Raw genomic sequence first — 15,678 nt, forward strand, 5'->3', positions numbered from 1 at the left:
TGCCAAACTAGAGTGAAACGGGGTATTGCAGGCAAGTTTCCTTATAGGCTATGCCACGTAAGGTAATTGCTACACAAGCGGGAAGTGGCACAAAAGCGGTTATCACTTCGCATGAGTGAGCGGGTGCAACAAAGCGCACCAAAGACGTGGGATACTCGCAGAATTACCTGTAAGGTGCGGCGAAGCGCCGCGATTTTTGATGATTGCCAAAGGCTGCGGCAATAAGTGGTGTTTCTGCCATACCGGGAGCTGTTGTTATGGGTGCGCCTGTAGCGGGAACAGCTTTTCATGCGGCAAGCGCTGCAAGTGCTGCCGCTGCCCAGCGTATTGCTGCGGGGGTGCAGAGTATGCCGGGTGGAAGTGTGATTACAAAAGCAATTCCCATTGCAGCGGATTTTGCGCAGGGGGCTTTCCTGCCTGGCCCTCCGGCGATGACGCCGGGGCAGGCGGCGGGGTGGAGTGGTTAGGAATATTTATGACCAAGGTTTAGATCGTTATGAAAGCAGAAAAAGAAAAAAATAAACCGACATATTTTGTGGAGATAGTGTTGAGTCTATTGTTTTCTCTAACCGGTCTACACACTATCATAATAAATGAGGGGTATCTCCATCATGGAGTAGAAGTCTCAGCATGGACAGCATGGATAACAACTCCGACAGGATTGTATATCCTATACACCGCCCTCAAAGCCCGCTGGCGCAACAAGCAGGAAGCCAAAAAAGACGCGGAGGCCGCCGCCCTGGAAGAACAAGAACGCGAAACGCAAGGGGATGTTGCCAGCGGCACAAATGAGAACGAGAGCAAGAAGGACGACCCCCCACAGGGGGGAGCGTAAGTGAACATAAAAGCATAAAGAAAGAGGCGGCGGGGCGCAGGCGGCTTTGCCGCCGAAGCATATACCCCGCCACAGAAGCGGAAATTAAAAATCAGGATTATTAGAACCTAACACCGAAACCAAATACTCCTCCACTTCCTGGGGGGTATCTTTCACTACCAGCATATTCAGTTCCGATTCCCCAATAAAGCCGCGCTTCACCATGGTGGTGCGCACCCAGTCTAAAAGGCCACCCCAGAAGGAACTGTCGTACAAGATAATGGGGAACGGCTCTGTGCGCTTGGTTTGGGCCAGCACAAACGCTTCGGAAAGCTCATCAATGGTCCCCATACCGCCGGGCAGAACCACATAGGCTTTGGCGTACTTCACAAACATAAGCTTGCGCACAAAAAAGTAGCGGAAGTTTACGCGGGTTTTTACATAAGGGTTACAGCCCTGCTCGTGCGGCAGGTGAATGTGCAGCCCAACGGAAGTGCCGCCCGCTTCAGTGGCGCCCTTGTTGCCTGCTTCCATAAGGCCGGGGCCGCCGCCTGTTATAATACCAAAGCCATGCCCCACCAGACGGCGGGCTATTTCTTCCCCATCTTTATATTCCTGGGCGTCCGGCCTTACCCTGGCAGAGCCAAAAATAGAAACACAGCGTTCTGTGGTACTTAAGGTTTCAAACCCTTCCACTATTTCTGAAATAATTTTAAACATCCGCCAGGAATCACGCAGGTTCACTTTATCAAGGGCATCAAATTCCATAATTAGCTCCTTCACGTATGGGCATGGGGCAACAATAGCCCCCAAGTAGTTTCGCAATATGCAATGAAAGGCTTTTCTATCATACAACCTGTGGGCCTGCAAATTTTTGTAAAACAAGACTATTGCAAAATAGTCTTGAAGCGACTTCCCACAGGGAAGACACTCCAAAAAGCACGAATAAAAAAAATTAATTCTCCTGTAAAATAAGTGCTTTTTGTGACTCACGCCATATTTTGTTCTGCGCCGGAAAAGTGAAACATGGCAGGAAAAGCACACAAAACGCCGTTTTGCAATGGTCTTACGGCAGAAACATATTCTGCCGCATGCCCTGTTGTTTTTCCCTTGCACTTGCATAGCGTATAATGCCATACTACGAGTATCTGATAAATTAACCCACACGGGAGATACGCATGAAAGTACAGCTTATGGGGGCTGCCCAAGCCGTTACAGGCTCTTGCTATATTATAACCACGGCCAATGCCCGCTTTGCTATTGATTGCGGCATGCACCAAGGTGGTTCTGCCCTGGAAAAACGAAATTTCAATACCAGCGCCTATAATGCCAGCGAGCTGGATTTTATACTTGTTACCCATGCCCACATAGACCACAGCGGCCTTTTGCCCCGCCTAGTAAAGGAAGGGTTTACCGGCCCCATTTATTGCACTGAAGCCACCAAGGCACTGTTGGGAATTATGCTGCAAGACAGCGCCCATATTCAGGAAACAGAAGCGGAATGGGCTTCACGCAAGTTGCAGCGCCAGGGGGAAAAACCGGTAGACCCGCTGTATACTTTGGAAGATGCGGAAAGCACCTTGCAATATTTACGCAGCACAAGCTACAACACCACCTTTGAACCTACCTCCGGGGTGGCAGTAACCTACCGCGACGCCGGGCACATTCTTGGCTCTGCTTTTTTGGAACTGGCAATAACAGAACCAGAAGGCACCACCAAGGTGGTTTTTTCCGGTGACCTTGGCAGGCCCAACGCCCTGCTCATGAACGACCCCAGCATTCCTAAGTTAAAAGCAGACTATTTGTTCCTTGAATCTACCTATGGGGACAGGGATCATAAAAACGAAGACACCAGTCTGGAAGAATTGGCCACTGCCATTGAATACAGCTCCAGCCGCGGCGAAAAAACCATTTTCCCGGCCTTTGCAGTGGAACGTACCCAGGAAATTCTCATGACCCTGCACCTGCTCCACAAGGCAGGTAAATTGCCCGTGGGTATTCCCATTTATGTTGATAGCCCCCTGGCAGTGCGGGCCACAAAAATTTTCCGCGAGCACCCGGAATATCTGGATAAAGAATTCAGCCAGCGCCTGAAACAGGGCGACGACCCGTTCGCCATTCCTGGCCTGCGCTATATTACCGACGTCAAAGGCTCGCAGGAAATTAATGAAACCCCCGGCCCCGGCATTATCATTTCCGCCAGCGGCATGTGCAACGCCGGGCGCATCAGGCACCACTTGCGCCATAACTTGTACCGGGAAGGGGCCGCCGTGGTGTTTACGGGCTACCAGGGCGTGGGCACACCGGGGCGCAAACTGGTGGACGGGGCAAAAACCCTGAACCTGTTCGGTGAACTGGTGTATGTGAAGGCCAAAATATTCACCATTGGTGGTTTTTCGGGCCATGCCGGGCAAAGCCAAATTTTACACTGGGTAGAACAGATTGCCCACCCCGACCTGCGCATTGTGCTGATTCACGGGGAAAAAAACGCCCAGCAGGCCCTGTCAAAACTGCTGCAAAGCCGTTTTAGCATTACCCCCACCATTCCTGCCTACCTGGAAGAACTGGAATTGTTGCACGGCAAAGCCGTGGTGGTGCACCCCTGCCAGGAAGGCATAACTCCGCCTCAAATAAACTGGGACATGCTGTATGAAGTCACAGAACAAAACATGGAACGCCTGAAAAAAGGCCTGCCCCAGGTGCGCCAGCGCCAGTGGCCGGAACAGGTAGACCTGCGGGACCAGCTTTTGGAAATGAACAGGCAGTTCCTCCATCTGCTTTCCCAACTATAGGGGAACGCGCAGTTATTCCGTTTGGCGGCGTTGCTTCGTTTTTTTTAAGCGGGGCAGGACCAAAGAGTCCAGCGCCCGCTTAAAAAAAGCTCGCGCCTTGCCAAACAAAATAACTGCGCGCTCCCAAAATGCTGCCGCATTCCATTTATTCAAGCCACTCTCCATAAGTAAAGCGGGACCAGACATACCAGTCTGGCCCCGTTTTTACTTATGGGAATAACACCCCGTAAATGGAGTGAATGCCTGCCCCCGCTATTCTTTCCCGGTGCCCATCATGACCGCCATGGGGTACAGGGAAGGAATATTTTCACACACAATTTTTACAATGGACGTAATGGGAATGGACAATATAGCACCGGGAATACCCAGCAACATGCCCCACACCAGCAAGGAAAGCAAAATAACCACCGGGCTCAGGCCCAGCCTGTCGCCAAACAGTTTAGGGGCAATAATATTCCCTGTCACCATTTGAATAATGGTTAACAGCACCAGCACCATAAACGGTTCCGGTGCGTCCAGGGAAAACTGCAACAAAGCCATAAGGGTGGGGGGAATAACCGCAATAAATGGGCCAATGGCAGGAATAAAATTCAAGAAAAAGGCAACAACCCCCCACACCGGGGCAAGTTCTATACCCAGCAGCACCAAGGTAGCCCACACGCACACCCCGGTGAGAAAGCTTACAAACACCATAGTACGTAAATATTGCCCTGTCTGTTCCGCAATGGAATTACTAATGCGCTTCATCTGCTCGGCCTTGGGACCAAATGCCTTTTCCACTTTTTTGTCCCAGCCGGGAAATTCAAACAGCATAAACAGCAAAAACACGATGGTCATGAAAAACTGGCTGGAAAAAGTCAACACGCTGCCATAAATGGTAGACATATACCGCCGCAAAAGGGCCACCACTGAAACCGAATCTTCCGGAATTTGCAACAGCTCAAACACATCTGCCACCAGCTTGCCAAGCTGTGAAGCATACTGGGTAAAAATGCGTTCCAGGGCAGCAACCTGCATGGTACCAAACTTGATAATACCCAGGCACAGCAAGAAGAATACCACAAACACCAACAACACATTTACGATGTGCGGCAGCTTCATTTTTTTGCCAAACAACAAAATGGGGCGGCAAATCTGCAGTAAAAACCAGGCAATAACCAGGGGGAAAAATACTGGCCCTATGGAACGCAGCACGGCCCCCACAGCTATAATGGTAAGCACCACAACAAATGCCAGTAACATATTGCGCGGCACAACGTTAGTTTCCGCCGGGCCTTGAGCCTGCCTGTTCATGACAACTCCATTCCTGCCTGTGTCTGTCTTGAACCCATGCCGCTGGAAATAGGCAAAGCAACAAGGAACCAGCAGTATCGTTCTTGATTTATGTCGAGGGATTGCGTGCCGTGCAGCACCTTATAAAGTAAGACAACTCTACGGTATTTCTTAGCAAATAACAACAACCCGTAAAAATATACATTAGAACACCTTGGCTATTTTCTTGCTCTGTTGCAAGGGTATATTTCCTTGAGCAGGGTATTGGTCTTCCTTCACTTGCGGCTAGCGCCACCATGCGTTACCATATGGTAGGAAACGGTGATTTATTCCACGGTGTTTGCCCTGCCCACAAACCGGGCACGCCTGCTTCCCCCACCATCAACCAGTACCCTGCTGTTCCAAGGAATATACTATGCGTACCCCCCTTCGCTCCCTTTCTTTGTTTGTTTTTGCCGGGCTGTGCCTGGCCGCCACCCCTGCCCAGGCCCGCCCGGAAATGGCAGGCCAAACCGCTCAATCTCGTTTTGACGCCATGGACGAAAACAAAGACGGCGGACTGAGCCGTGAAGAATTTTTCAAAGCCCTGCCCAGTATGCGTGAAGAAGCCTTTGGCGCCATTGATACCGACGCCAACAGCACCATCAGCGTGGCGGAATGGAACGCCTTTTTCAGCAACCACGGCAAACCCGCCGAAGGGGAACAAGGCATGGGGGGCATGGGCATGAGCCAACCCAAAGAGAACGGCGAAGCTGCCAAGCAGAGCGACGCCCCCAAGCAAGACCTTGTAATGCCTGCCCGCAATAAGAAGTAACAATGCCCCATTGCACACTGCAAGCACCCCCTGCCACAACGGGGGGTGCCAAGGCACGTCCTCCTTTTTCCTGCCAGCCCCTTTTTTTGCCCATGAACGGGGAAGAAATGCGCAAGGCTGGCTGGAATGAGCTGGATATTTTGCTTGTTTCCGGCGACGCCTACGTTGACCACCCCTCTTTTGGCATTGCCCTACTGGGGCGCTGGCTGGTGGCCCATGGCTTCCGGGTGGGCATTGTGGCCCAACCCCAATGGGAAAATACCGAAGCAGGCATAGCCACGCTGCAAAGCATGGGGCGCCCGCGCCTGTTTGTGGGGGTTACTGCCGGGGCTATTGATTCCATGTTGGCCCACTACACTGCCTTCCGCAAAAAGCGCCACGACGACGCCTACACCCCCGGCGGGCAGTGCGGGGCACGCCCCAACCGGGCCTGCATTATGTACACCAACATGGTGCGCAGGGCGTTTCCCCACATTCCTGTGGTGCTTGGCGGTATTGAAGCTTCCCTGCGCCGCTGCGTGCATTTTGATTTTTGGGAAAACAGCCTGCGCCGCCCCCTGCTGTTCGACAGCAAAGCCGACCTTACGGTGTATGGCATGGGGGAAGCGGCCCTGCTGGCCATTGCCCGGCAGGCCCAGGCCCTTGTGGGGCCAGAACAGCATAAGCCAGACCCTGCTGCCCTGCGCCGCCAGCTTGTACAGGCCTGCGCCACCTTGCCCGGTGTGGCCTCCATCCTTTCCCGGCGCGACGAAGCGGCCCTCATCAGCCAGTTGGCTGAGCAAGGCGTTGCCACGGAATTTCTGCCTTCTTTTGAGGATATCACCGCCACCCCACCAGCCCTGATGCAGGCCACCCTTTCCTTGGAACAACAGGTACACGCAGGCAACACCGCCCTTTTACAGCCTGTGGGCGACCGCATTCTGGTGTGCACCCCGCCCCAACCCCCACTGGAAGAAGCCACTATGGACGCGGTGTACGACCTGCCCTACACCCGCCTGCCCCACCCTTCCTACGCAGCGCCCATTCCGGCCTGGGAAATGATTCGCACCAGCATTACCACCCACCGTGGGTGCGGCGGGGGCTGCTCCTTCTGCTCCCTTGCCCTGCACCAGGGGCGGCACATTGCCTCGCGTAGCAAAGCTTCCATTGTGCAGGAAGCTGCCACCATTGCCGAAGGCCCCCAGCAGGAAGAAAAAACACCGCGCTGGGCAGGTTCCATCAGCGATGTGGGCGGCCCCACTGCCAACATGTGGCAGGCCCGGTGCCAGTTGCCCAAAGGCACCTGCCGCCGGGCAAGCTGCCTGCACCCCAAAATATGCCCCCATTTTGCGGTTGACCAGCGAGCCGGGGTGGCCTTGCTACGCGCTGTGCAGGCAACCCCCGGTGTGCGCCACGTGCGCGTTGCCAGTGGCGTGCGCTACGACCTTGCCCTGCAAGAACAACAAGCCCTTGCTGCCTACACAGCAGAATTCACCGGGGGCCAGCTTAAGGTTGCGCCGGAACACAGTGCCAACAACGTGCTGCACCTGATGCGCAAACCCGGCATTGAAGTGTTTGAAACCTTCCTTAAAGCCTTTCATGCTGCCAGCAGCGGAGCCGACAAAGAACAGTACACCGTACCGTATTTAATGAGCGCCTTTCCCGGTTGCACCCTGGAAAACATGCAGGAACTGGGGCGCTGGCTGCGCCAAAAAAACTGGAGCCCCCAGCAGGTGCAGTGCTTTATTCCCACCCCCGGCACCGTGGCCACAGCCATGTTTTACGCCGAGGTAGATACACAACTGCAACCGCTGTACGTTGCCAAAACAGACCGGGAACGGCTGGAACAGCACCACGCCCTGCTGGGCGGGGAAGGCCACCAGCAGCACCGCACGGGTGAAGGATTCCGCAAAGCACCCCAGCGCCCACCTTATGGAGCGCGCAATGCAAACCAAAGCCGGGCAGCAGGCAATGGCCCAGCCAAAGGCAACACCACGCGCGGGGAACAGCAGGAAGGCCGGACCAATTCACGAGATGGCAACGAGGGACGCAGCAACCGCAATGCCCCCGGAAACCGCCCGGAACAGGGCCAGCGCAATGGACCACGTACTGAGCAAGGCCGCAATGACCGAACCGGGCAAGGCCGCAATGACCGAACAAGCCGCCAGGAACAAGGCCACCAAAGTCGCAACGACCGTAGCGACCGTTCTGGCCGGCCTGCACCCTCCAACCAGCAGCGGCGCAACGGCAAAGGCCGCGGCTGAAAACGCTAGCGTCCTTCGGGCAAGGATACGGATATGCAAGAAATAACCTGGAACCAGTTCGAAGCCGTGGAACTGCGGGTGGGCACTGTTGTTAAGGCAGAACCCTACCCCGAAGCCCGTAAGCCCGCCCTGAAGGTGTGGGTGGATTTTGGCGACCCCATTGGCATAAAAAAAACCAGCGCCCAAATTACCACACACTATACCCCCCAAGACCTCATTGGTATGCAGGTGGTGGGGGTGGTGAACTTCCCGGTCAAGCAAATCGGCTCCTTCCGTTCGGAATTCCTGCTCACCGGCTTCCCCGATGCCAGTGAAGCCATCATTCTTGCCACCCCGGAGCGGTTTGTGCCGGACGGCGCAAAGCTGTGTTAGGGGGAGGAAAAAGCTAACGGGGGAGGAAACCCCAAGGGCTTGAAGCCCTTGAGTTTTCCTCCCCCGTACCCCCTCCTTCCTGAACCCCGATGTGGAAAAATTTTTTAATAAAAAAAGTCCAAGGTGAAGCCACACAATTAGCCTGTGCGCTCATCCTGGACTTATTATTTCAATAACAAAATATGATGGTTAACGTTTTCAAAGAATGGTACTTTACCAGTGATGGGATTTAGAAAACGCTCAGTTTTTTCGTTTGGCAAGGCGCAAGTGTTTTGTACAGGGGGGGTGGGCTCTTTGGCCCTGCCCTCCTGTACAAAACATGAAGCAACGCCGCCAAACGGAAAAAATCAGCGTTTTCCTACAGGCAGTTGCGAACAGAGGAGACGCCGGCTGAGTGCACCATGTGCACAGGAATGTTGTTGGCCTTGGCATAACGCATTACTTCGTTGCGCGCCGCGTGGGAAACTTTATCTGTACAGACAATCATCTTGTCCGGAATACCCAGCATGTTTTTCAGGCTGCGCTCTTGCCCGGTGAATACTTTTAAAGAAACGCCCTTGTCCTTGGCTGCCGTTATGTATTCCCGCTTCAGTCTGTCCATACCACCTATTAATGCTGCACTCATAACTTCCTCCAAAATATTGTATGGTTACGGAAACGCTGATTTATTCCGTTTGGCGGCGTTACTTCACTTTTTTTGAAACAGTCATGGACAAAAGAGTTGACTCGGCCCGTTCTGGGCCTCGGCCTTCGGCCCCCGCCCTGCGGGCGGTTCCCCATTCTGCTTTCCTGCAGAATTGTCACTCCTGCTTCAAAAAAAGCTTGCTCCTAGCCAAACGAAATAACTGCGCGTTTCTCGACTTCGATTTAATCAGTGCTTTCTCACGTTATATAGTAACCGTCGTGTTGAGCTTGTGTTCACAGGCTGGGTTAAGAGCTGTACTGGTTAGCCAAAAGCAACAGCACATAGCCGCACACAGCAACTGGTATGATTCATAGTTAATGATAATGAATGTCAAAGTCAACTAGCATATGGACAAATCTTCTGCATCAAGAACAAACAGAATAATGCAAACAGGCAACATGCCATTATTATTAACTAAACAAACTTATCTGGAATCCTTGTACACATTTTCCCTTGACCTTACAGGCGAAAGCCGTATCTATTTGTAGGCCGCCTCGCCTGGCTTGTGCGGTTGTTATGTGTTCCTATTGTACGGCAGGCCCTGTGCTGCACTGCGTTTTGAACCCACACGGGGTGCGCTGGCAGGCGCACGGTGCAGAGTTTTCCAGTTTTGCTTGCCGCACGTTTGCAAGGTCTGTGCTTATGGTTCACGCCACAGTGAAGTGGGTGCGCTGCTTATGCACGTTCCTGCGTTCACCACGGGCGAACTGCCTGCACAAGGCACTACTCTATATTAAGGGTTTATTATGGCGAAAGATCTGATTATTGTGGAATCACCGGCCAAGGTTAAAACTATCAGCAAATTCCTGGGCAACAACTACACAGTTCTTGCCAGCGTTGGGCACATACGCGACCTGCCCCGCAACACCCTGGCTGTGGATGAAAACAACGGGTTCACGCCACATTATCAAGTTATTGAAGGTAAAGAGCGGGTGGTAGCGCAACTTTGCCAGGCTGCCGCCAAAGCAGGTACCGTCTTCCTTGCCCCCGACCCCGACCGCGAAGGGGAAGCCATTGCCTGGCACATTGCCGCGCTGATTGAAGACAAAAACACCAATATCCAGCGCATCCAATTTAACGAAATTACGGCCAAAGCGGTGCGCGAAGCGTTGCAAAACCCGCGCCCACTCAACGCCAACCTGTTCGACGCCCAGCAGGCCCGCCGGATTCTGGACCGCTTAGTGGGGTACAAGCTTTCCCCCCTGCTCTGGAAAAAGGTCAAGCGCGGCATTTCCGCCGGGCGCGTACAAAGCGTTGCCCTGCGCCTTATTGTGGAGCGCGACAAAGAACGCCGCGAGTTCACCCCGGAAGAATACTGGCTTATTCGCGCCATGCTGGCAGGGCAGGAGCCACCCTCCTTCAAGGCCGAGCTGACCAAACTGGACGGGAAAAAAGCCAAGGTTGGCAGCGCAGCAGAAGCAGAAACCCTGGAGCAGCGCATTGCTGGCAACCCGTTTGTGGTCACTTCCGTTGCCGTTAAGGAACGCGAACGCACCCCGGTGCCACCCTTTATTACTTCCACTTTGCAACAGGCTGCCAACCAGCGCCACAGCTACACAGCCAAACGCACCATGAACATTGCCCAGCGCCTGTATGAAGGGGTGGAACTGGGGGAACTGGGCACCACCGCCCTTATTACCTATATGCGTACCGACTCTGTGCGCATTTCAGACGAGGCCCGCGACGCCGCCAAAACCTTCATTGAAACCACGTGGGGGCCGGAATACTACCCCAAAAAAGCGCGGGTGTTCAAAAGCAAGGGCAGCGCCCAGGACGCCCACGAAGCCATACGCCCGGTTGATGTTACCATTACCCCAGACCGCATTAAAAGCCTTGTTGCCCCGGAACAATACCAGTTATACCGCCTTATCTGGAACCGCTTTGTGGCTTCACAAATGGCAGGGGCCAAGGTGGAAGACACCGTGGTGCTGGCTGAATGCAACGGCGTGGAATTCAAGGCCAAGGGCGAGCGAGTGCTGTTCCCCGGTTTTTATGTGCTCTCCCCCCAAAAAAGCGACGATGTGGTAGACCTGCCCAAGCTGACACAAGGGCAAAACCTGACCCTGGAAAAGCTGGACAAAGAACAGAAATTCACCCAGCCCCCTGCCCGCTACTCAGAAGCTTCCCTGGTACGCGAATTGGAAGAAAAAGGCATAGGACGACCCTCCACATACGCCAGCATCATCAGCACCTTGGTAGACAGGGAATATGTGAAGCTTGAAGAAAAACACTTTGCTGCCACCGACCTTGGTGTGGTGGTGTGCGACCTGCTCGCTGAATACTTTGTACAGCTTATGGACGTGGGCTTTACCGCTGCCATGGAAGAATCACTCGATAAAGTGGCAGAAGGGGAAGAAGACTGGGTTGAGCTGCTTACCAAGTTCACCAAAGACTTTAACCCCACCCTGGAAATAGCTTCCGGGGCTATGGATTCAGTCAAAGGCGGCCTGCCTTCCGGTGTAGTATGCCCGGAATGCGGCAAGGATACGGTTATCAAGTTTGGCAAGGCCGGGGCGTTTCTGGCCTGTTCCGGCTACCCGGAATGCCGCTTTACCAGCAACTTTACCCGGGATGAAGACGGCACAGTACACATTGCAGAACGCGAAAAGCCCAACCATGAAGTGGTGGGCAAATGCCCAGACTGCGGGGCCGACCTTGTGCTGAAAAAAGCCCGCACAGGCAGCCGCTTTATTGCCTGTTCCGCCTACCCCAAATGCACCCATGCCGAGCCCTTTTCCACGGGCATACCGTGCCCAGCCTGTAGTGAAGGGCAACTGGTGGAAAAAAGTTCCAAGCGCGGGAAAATATTTTACAGTTGCAACACCTACCCCAAGTGTGACTATGCCATGTGGGACAAGCCCGTGCCCGGCCCCTGCCCCAAGTGCGAATGGCCTGTGCTGGGTGAACACATTGGCCGCGGCGGCGTGGTTAGCCTTGCCTGCCCGCAAAAGGCATGCAGCTACCGCAAAAAGCCGGAAGAAGAATAGCCGCCAAACGGAAAACATCAGCGTTTCCTAAAAAATAATCACACATACAGGAGATTCCCATGCTGACCTCTACCGTAACCTACCTTGGTGATTTGCGTACTGAATGCCGCCACGTACGAAGCGATTCTGCCTTTTACACCGACGCCCCGGTGGATAATAATGGCAAAGGGGAATCCATTTCCCCCACGGATATGTGCGCCACAGCCCTTGCTTCCTGCGCTTTGTCCATTATGGCCATGTCGGCTGGCAAGCAAGGAATTGACCTTACCGGGGCCAGGGCAGACGTCACAAAGCATATGGGTATTGGCCCGCGTCGCATTGTTAAAATTGAAGTGGCCTTCCACATTCCCGGCGCAAACCTGAGCCAGGAAGTACGTAACGCCCTTATGGCTGAAGTGGACAACTGCCCGGTGTGCCACAGCCTGCACCCAGACATTCAGCGCGTTATTTCCTTTAACTGGGTGTAACCACTTTTTTGTACATGCACGGCGCATGGTGGCAAATCCACTCTGCGCCGTTTTTGCTTGCAATACCAAAACACCCGCACAATAATCCACAACCTGAGTCACTCTTCCTTCTGTTTACACAACGCCTATTCTCTGATACATCCCGCCGCTGAGTATACAAAAACACCCAGTGCGGTGTTTTTTTTGTGGCAATAAACGCTTTGGTGCCCATTTGGGTGGGTAATACTTTCAGGGGAGATTTGTATGACAGAAGGTAAACTGGCGAACCCGGCCCCCCTTGGGCTTATGGGTTTTGGCATGACCACCGTGTTGCTGAACATTCACAACGCAGGCTTTTTTCCCATTACTTCCATGATTTTGGCCATGGGCTTGTGCTTTGGTGGCCTGGCCCAGCTTATTGCCGGCATTATGGAGTTTAAAAAAGGGAACACCTTTGGCTTTACCGCCTTTGTTTCTTACGGCTGCTTCTGGCTTAGCCTTGTGCTGCTTATTCTGCTGCCCAAAATGGGCCTTGCCGAAGAAACCCCGCACGGGTTCATGGCTTGCTACCTGTTCATGTGGGGGCTTTTCACACTGTTCATGTACGTGGGCACGCTCAAGGGCGGCAAAGGCACCCAGTTCATTTTCCTTTCCCTGACCATTCTGTTTTTCCTGCTCACCGCGCGCGATATTACTGGCAACGCAACCATTGGCATTATTGCCGGGTGGGAAGGCATTTTGTGTGGTTTTTCCGCAATTTATGTTGCCATGGCGGAAGTGCTGCACGAACAGTGGGGCCGCAAGTTGTTGCCGTATTAAGGCTACTGGCTCATAGAGTTAAGACTATTGCAAAATAGTCTTAAGGCGGCTTCACACAGGGAAGACGCTCCAAAAAGTACGAATAAGGGAAATTTACTTTCCCTGTGAAATGAGTGCTTTTTGCGACTTAGGCCATGTTTCGTTCTGCATACGCAGAACGAAACATGATGGAAAAAGCACGCAAAACGCAGTTTTGCAATGGTCCCAAGTTTGAAAACCGGGTGCGCGGCAAGCGTTCCCGGTTTTTTGTTTTTGCAAGAAAAAATGGAAGAGGTTGTGTGGCGCACCGCTACACCAATTCCACACGCTCCCCTAAAACAAAGAGAGTGCGACACCCTGCCGCACTCTCTTTTCTCATACGAATTTCACCGAACCAAGCAACAAAATCCGAGCGCAACTAAACCAGCGCTTCCCTACTTCCCCGCCACCGGCTTCACCGCATGGCACTCAGCGCAATCTGTATTAGCGGGTTTTTCCACCTGCATCTGGGTATGGCACCCCATGCATTGCAAGTGGTAAGCCGCCTTCAGCAGTGGTTTGCCCCCTTGGGGCACAGCAGCAATGCTGCCATCGCCCGGTTGGTGGCAACTAATGCACCGGGGTGGGTTGGCGCTTGCCGGGCTGTTATGGTGGCACCCCATGCACAGGGCATACCCTTCCTTGTGGCGGTCTGCCATGCTGGGGGCTGCCGCATTAATGCGGGCAAGAATACCGCGAATTACAGCTCCATGGGGGAAGGGAGAAGCTTCATATTCATTGCTCAACGCCCCAATGGTCACCACTTCCGGTGCTGTTTGCCAGGGTTGCTTCTGCCCTTGGCCATAGTCGCCCTGGAATGGGGTGGCAGGAATGCGCTGCGTGGCCGGGTTCATAGGTTCCCCTGCGGGCGGGGGCATTTGCCCTGCGGCCTCAGGCTGCTTGTGGCAGAAGCCACATTGCGGCGCAATGGTGCGGGGGGCTTGCCCGTGGCAGGGAGTACACGCTGGCAGGGTTACACTGCGCTTTGTGTGGCACCCCACACAGGAACGCACCGAATTTGGCCCGTGCATGGCCTGGGCCAGGGGCACCATACCGCCTTTTTCAGAACCTTCCACAGTATGGCAGGTGGTGCAAGACTGTAATGTTTTGTGGTGGCAAGCTGTGCAGGAAGGCAGTGCCTTTTCATGCAAGCCGTGGTTGAACAGCACAGGCTGCATGGAAGCAACGGGTTGCTTTTCACCTTGGGCTCCCTCCTGCTGGGCAGGCTGGGGCATTTGCATCAGCCGTACCACAGGCTGGTTTACCAGCAGCGGTGGCACATTGGCGGGGCGTGAATAGCCTTTCCAGTCCGTTTCATTGTGGCACCCTGCGCAGGTAATAGGGCCGGAAGGGTTGCCCTTGGCCTGTGTTGCCGCGTGGCAGCCAAAGCAGCTCATGTGGGCGGCAACACGCAGGCTGGGCTGCTTGTCCTTTGGTGTATCAGCATGGCAAGTGCCGCACGACTGGTAAGGAGGGCTTTCCGGCATGGAAGGCACAGGGTGGTGGCAGGATTTACAGTTGGCCTGCTCCCCTACCCCTTCAGGGGCGGGAATGGCACTGGACTGAATGTGGCGGTAGTGCAAAGCCTTATCCAGCCGAGGGCGGAACACAGTAGCTGGTTCCCTCCGTTCCGGGCGGGCATGGCAACTGCGGCACTGCGCTTCCCTTGGGCCGGAAGAAAGCCCCTGGCTGGTGCGTTCTGTATGGCACCCAAGGCAGGCGGTGTGCAACAGGGCTTTGCGCTTGGCACCGGAAAGCTCTTGGGTTCCCTTAAAAGAAAAGGCCTCCGGCAACGAGGGTTTTCCTGCTTCCGTTTGTGTGTGGCAGGTGGCACAGCTTGCAGCACCAAGGGTTTTGGCGTGGGCATCATGCGGGAACCGGGCCGGGGGCATTTCCCCGGAGCGTTGCGTGGCTATGCGCAGCATTCCGTTGGCAGGGGGGGCGGCGGTGGCCTTTTTCTGGGAGGCAAGGCCGATGGCAGGCTGCAAAGCAAGCAGCAACAGGCCAATGCAGCAACAGGCCCGAGTAAAACGGAGGGAGAAAAGAAAAGGTGTATACATGTGGCAGCCCCAACAAGTTTCTGTGCAGCACAGGCAAAAACCTGCGCAACGGCATTGCCTAGCTAGAATCACATAAACGACAGGCGTTCTTTGTGATTTATTTCCATAAATATCGTCTTTTGTGGTGTTCCAGGCACCCACTCCAACAAGAGAATTGAAGATTGGCACAGATTCAATAAAAAATACATATATGCCACTTGTAGCATATATGTATTTTTCTCCTTACTTGCCAACGAAATAAAAGGTATGGTATAGAAAGAAAGAGTAATTGTGAAAAAAATAACAATGCCATTCCACAAGGAATACTGAGGTCACGCGCGGCTTTGCCACCCCGCGCACCGCTACGAAGCCCGAGC

13 protein-coding genes are annotated in these 15,678 nt (G+C 53.9%); 9 read left to right on the forward strand and 4 right to left on the reverse strand.

Features of this window, described 5'->3' with window-relative positions:
• The first annotated feature begins 496 nt into the window (after positions 1–496).
• Complete coding sequence (locus G497_RS0111725; protein WP_027188289.1) at positions 497–835, forward strand: hypothetical protein; 339 nt, start codon at positions 497–499, stop codon at positions 833–835.
• Between the two features lie 84 nt (positions 836–919).
• Here G497_RS0111725 and G497_RS0111730 read toward each other — a convergent pair whose 3' ends face one another.
• On the reverse strand, positions 920–1,582 hold the full coding sequence (locus tag G497_RS0111730) for an LOG family protein (protein ID WP_027188290.1): 663 nt from the start codon (positions 1,580–1,582) through the stop codon (positions 920–922).
• A 410-nt stretch (positions 1,583–1,992) separates the two neighbouring features.
• Here G497_RS0111730 and G497_RS0111735 point away from each other — a divergent pair, with 410 nt between their 5' ends.
• Entirely contained in the window at positions 1,993–3,606 is a 1,614-nt protein-coding gene (locus tag G497_RS0111735) for an MBL fold metallo-hydrolase RNA specificity domain-containing protein (protein ID WP_027188291.1), read from the forward strand.
• Positions 3,607–3,858: 252 nt separating this feature from the next.
• Here G497_RS0111735 and G497_RS0111745 read toward each other — a convergent pair whose 3' ends face one another.
• Entirely contained in the window at positions 3,859–4,899 is a 1,041-nt protein-coding gene (locus G497_RS0111745) for an AI-2E family transporter (protein WP_051258085.1), read from the reverse strand.
• Between the two features lie 394 nt (positions 4,900–5,293).
• Between G497_RS0111745 and G497_RS19310 the strand changes: the two genes are divergently transcribed.
• The 3 genes from G497_RS19310 to G497_RS0111760 are packed head-to-tail and all read left to right on the forward strand — an operon-like array spanning position 5,294 to position 8,307.
• A complete protein-coding gene (locus G497_RS19310; protein WP_051258086.1) occupies positions 5,294–5,692 on the forward strand; it encodes an EF-hand domain-containing protein in 399 nt (132 codons plus the stop codon).
• 2 nt (positions 5,693–5,694) lie between these two features.
• A complete protein-coding gene (locus G497_RS18005) occupies positions 5,695–7,935 on the forward strand; it encodes a YgiQ family radical SAM protein (RefSeq protein ID WP_156908084.1) in 2,241 nt (746 codons plus the stop codon).
• A gap of 33 nt (positions 7,936–7,968) precedes the next feature.
• Positions 7,969–8,307, forward strand: coding sequence for a tRNA-binding protein (locus tag G497_RS0111760; RefSeq protein WP_027188293.1), 339 nt, complete (start codon positions 7,969–7,971; stop codon positions 8,305–8,307).
• A 358-nt stretch (positions 8,308–8,665) separates the two neighbouring features.
• On the opposite strand, the gene G497_RS0111765 is transcribed toward G497_RS0111760, so the two are convergent.
• Positions 8,666–8,932, reverse strand: coding sequence for a DUF2325 domain-containing protein (locus tag G497_RS0111765; protein ID WP_027188294.1), 267 nt, complete (start codon positions 8,930–8,932; stop codon positions 8,666–8,668).
• 806 nt (positions 8,933–9,738) lie between these two features.
• On the opposite strand from G497_RS0111765, the gene topA reads away from it, so the two are divergent.
• The 4 genes from topA (at position 9,739) to G497_RS20195 (ending at position 13,645) form a co-directional block, all read left to right on the forward strand.
• The gene (gene topA, locus G497_RS0111770) at positions 9,739–11,979 is read left to right on the forward strand and encodes a type I DNA topoisomerase (RefSeq protein ID WP_027188295.1); all 2,241 of its coding nucleotides are present in this window, start codon (positions 9,739–9,741) and stop codon (positions 11,977–11,979) included.
• Between the two features lie 59 nt (positions 11,980–12,038).
• Positions 12,039–12,446 (forward strand): OsmC family protein, encoded by a 408-nt coding sequence (locus G497_RS0111775; protein WP_027188296.1) that lies wholly within the window; start codon positions 12,039–12,041, stop codon positions 12,444–12,446.
• Between the two features lie 243 nt (positions 12,447–12,689).
• Positions 12,690–13,244 carry an acetate uptake transporter gene (locus G497_RS0111780; RefSeq protein ID WP_027188297.1) on the forward strand — a complete coding sequence of 185 codons (555 nt, stop codon included), beginning with the start codon at positions 12,690–12,692 and terminating at the stop codon, positions 13,242–13,244.
• 164 nt (positions 13,245–13,408) lie between these two features.
• On the forward strand, positions 13,409–13,645 hold the full coding sequence (locus G497_RS20195) for a hypothetical protein (protein WP_156908086.1): 237 nt from the start codon (positions 13,409–13,411) through the stop codon (positions 13,643–13,645).
• A 12-nt stretch (positions 13,646–13,657) separates the two neighbouring features.
• Here G497_RS20195 and hmcA read toward each other — a convergent pair whose 3' ends face one another.
• Positions 13,658–15,322 (reverse strand): sulfate respiration complex hexadecaheme cytochrome HmcA, encoded by a 1,665-nt coding sequence (hmcA, locus tag G497_RS0111785; RefSeq protein ID WP_027188298.1) that lies wholly within the window; start codon positions 15,320–15,322, stop codon positions 13,658–13,660.
• Positions 15,323–15,678 lie beyond the last annotated feature (356 nt).

This window comes from Desulfovibrio cuneatus DSM 11391 (assembly GCF_000430005.1).
Lineage (GTDB): Bacteria > Desulfobacterota > Desulfovibrionia > Desulfovibrionales > Desulfovibrionaceae > Frigididesulfovibrio > Frigididesulfovibrio cuneatus.

Excerpts from the sequence above, each read along its gene's own strand:
- G497_RS0111725 (WP_027188289.1), top strand. The coding sequence starts at position 497 with ATGAAAGCAGAAAAAGAAAAAAATAAACCGACATATTTTGTGGAGATA.
- G497_RS0111730 (WP_027188290.1), bottom strand. The coding sequence starts at position 1,582 with ATGGAATTTGATGCCCTTGATAAAGTGAACCTGCGTGATTCCTGGCGG.
- G497_RS0111735 (WP_027188291.1), top strand. The coding sequence starts at position 1,993 with ATGAAAGTACAGCTTATGGGGGCTGCCCAAGCCGTTACAGGCTCTTGC.
- G497_RS0111745 (WP_051258085.1), bottom strand. The coding sequence starts at position 4,899 with ATGAACAGGCAGGCTCAAGGCCCGGCGGAAACTAACGTTGTGCCGCGC.
- G497_RS19310 (WP_051258086.1), top strand. The coding sequence starts at position 5,294 with ATGCGTACCCCCCTTCGCTCCCTTTCTTTGTTTGTTTTTGCCGGGCTG.
- G497_RS18005 (WP_156908084.1), top strand. The coding sequence starts at position 5,695 with ATGCCCCATTGCACACTGCAAGCACCCCCTGCCACAACGGGGGGTGCC.
- G497_RS0111760 (WP_027188293.1), top strand. The coding sequence starts at position 7,969 with ATGCAAGAAATAACCTGGAACCAGTTCGAAGCCGTGGAACTGCGGGTG.
- G497_RS0111765 (WP_027188294.1), bottom strand. The coding sequence starts at position 8,932 with ATGAGTGCAGCATTAATAGGTGGTATGGACAGACTGAAGCGGGAATAC.
- topA (WP_027188295.1), top strand. The coding sequence starts at position 9,739 with ATGGCGAAAGATCTGATTATTGTGGAATCACCGGCCAAGGTTAAAACT.
- G497_RS0111775 (WP_027188296.1), top strand. The coding sequence starts at position 12,039 with ATGCTGACCTCTACCGTAACCTACCTTGGTGATTTGCGTACTGAATGC.
- G497_RS0111780 (WP_027188297.1), top strand. The coding sequence starts at position 12,690 with ATGACAGAAGGTAAACTGGCGAACCCGGCCCCCCTTGGGCTTATGGGT.
- G497_RS20195 (WP_156908086.1), top strand. The coding sequence starts at position 13,409 with ATGATGGAAAAAGCACGCAAAACGCAGTTTTGCAATGGTCCCAAGTTT.
- hmcA (WP_027188298.1), bottom strand. The coding sequence starts at position 15,322 with ATGTATACACCTTTTCTTTTCTCCCTCCGTTTTACTCGGGCCTGTTGC.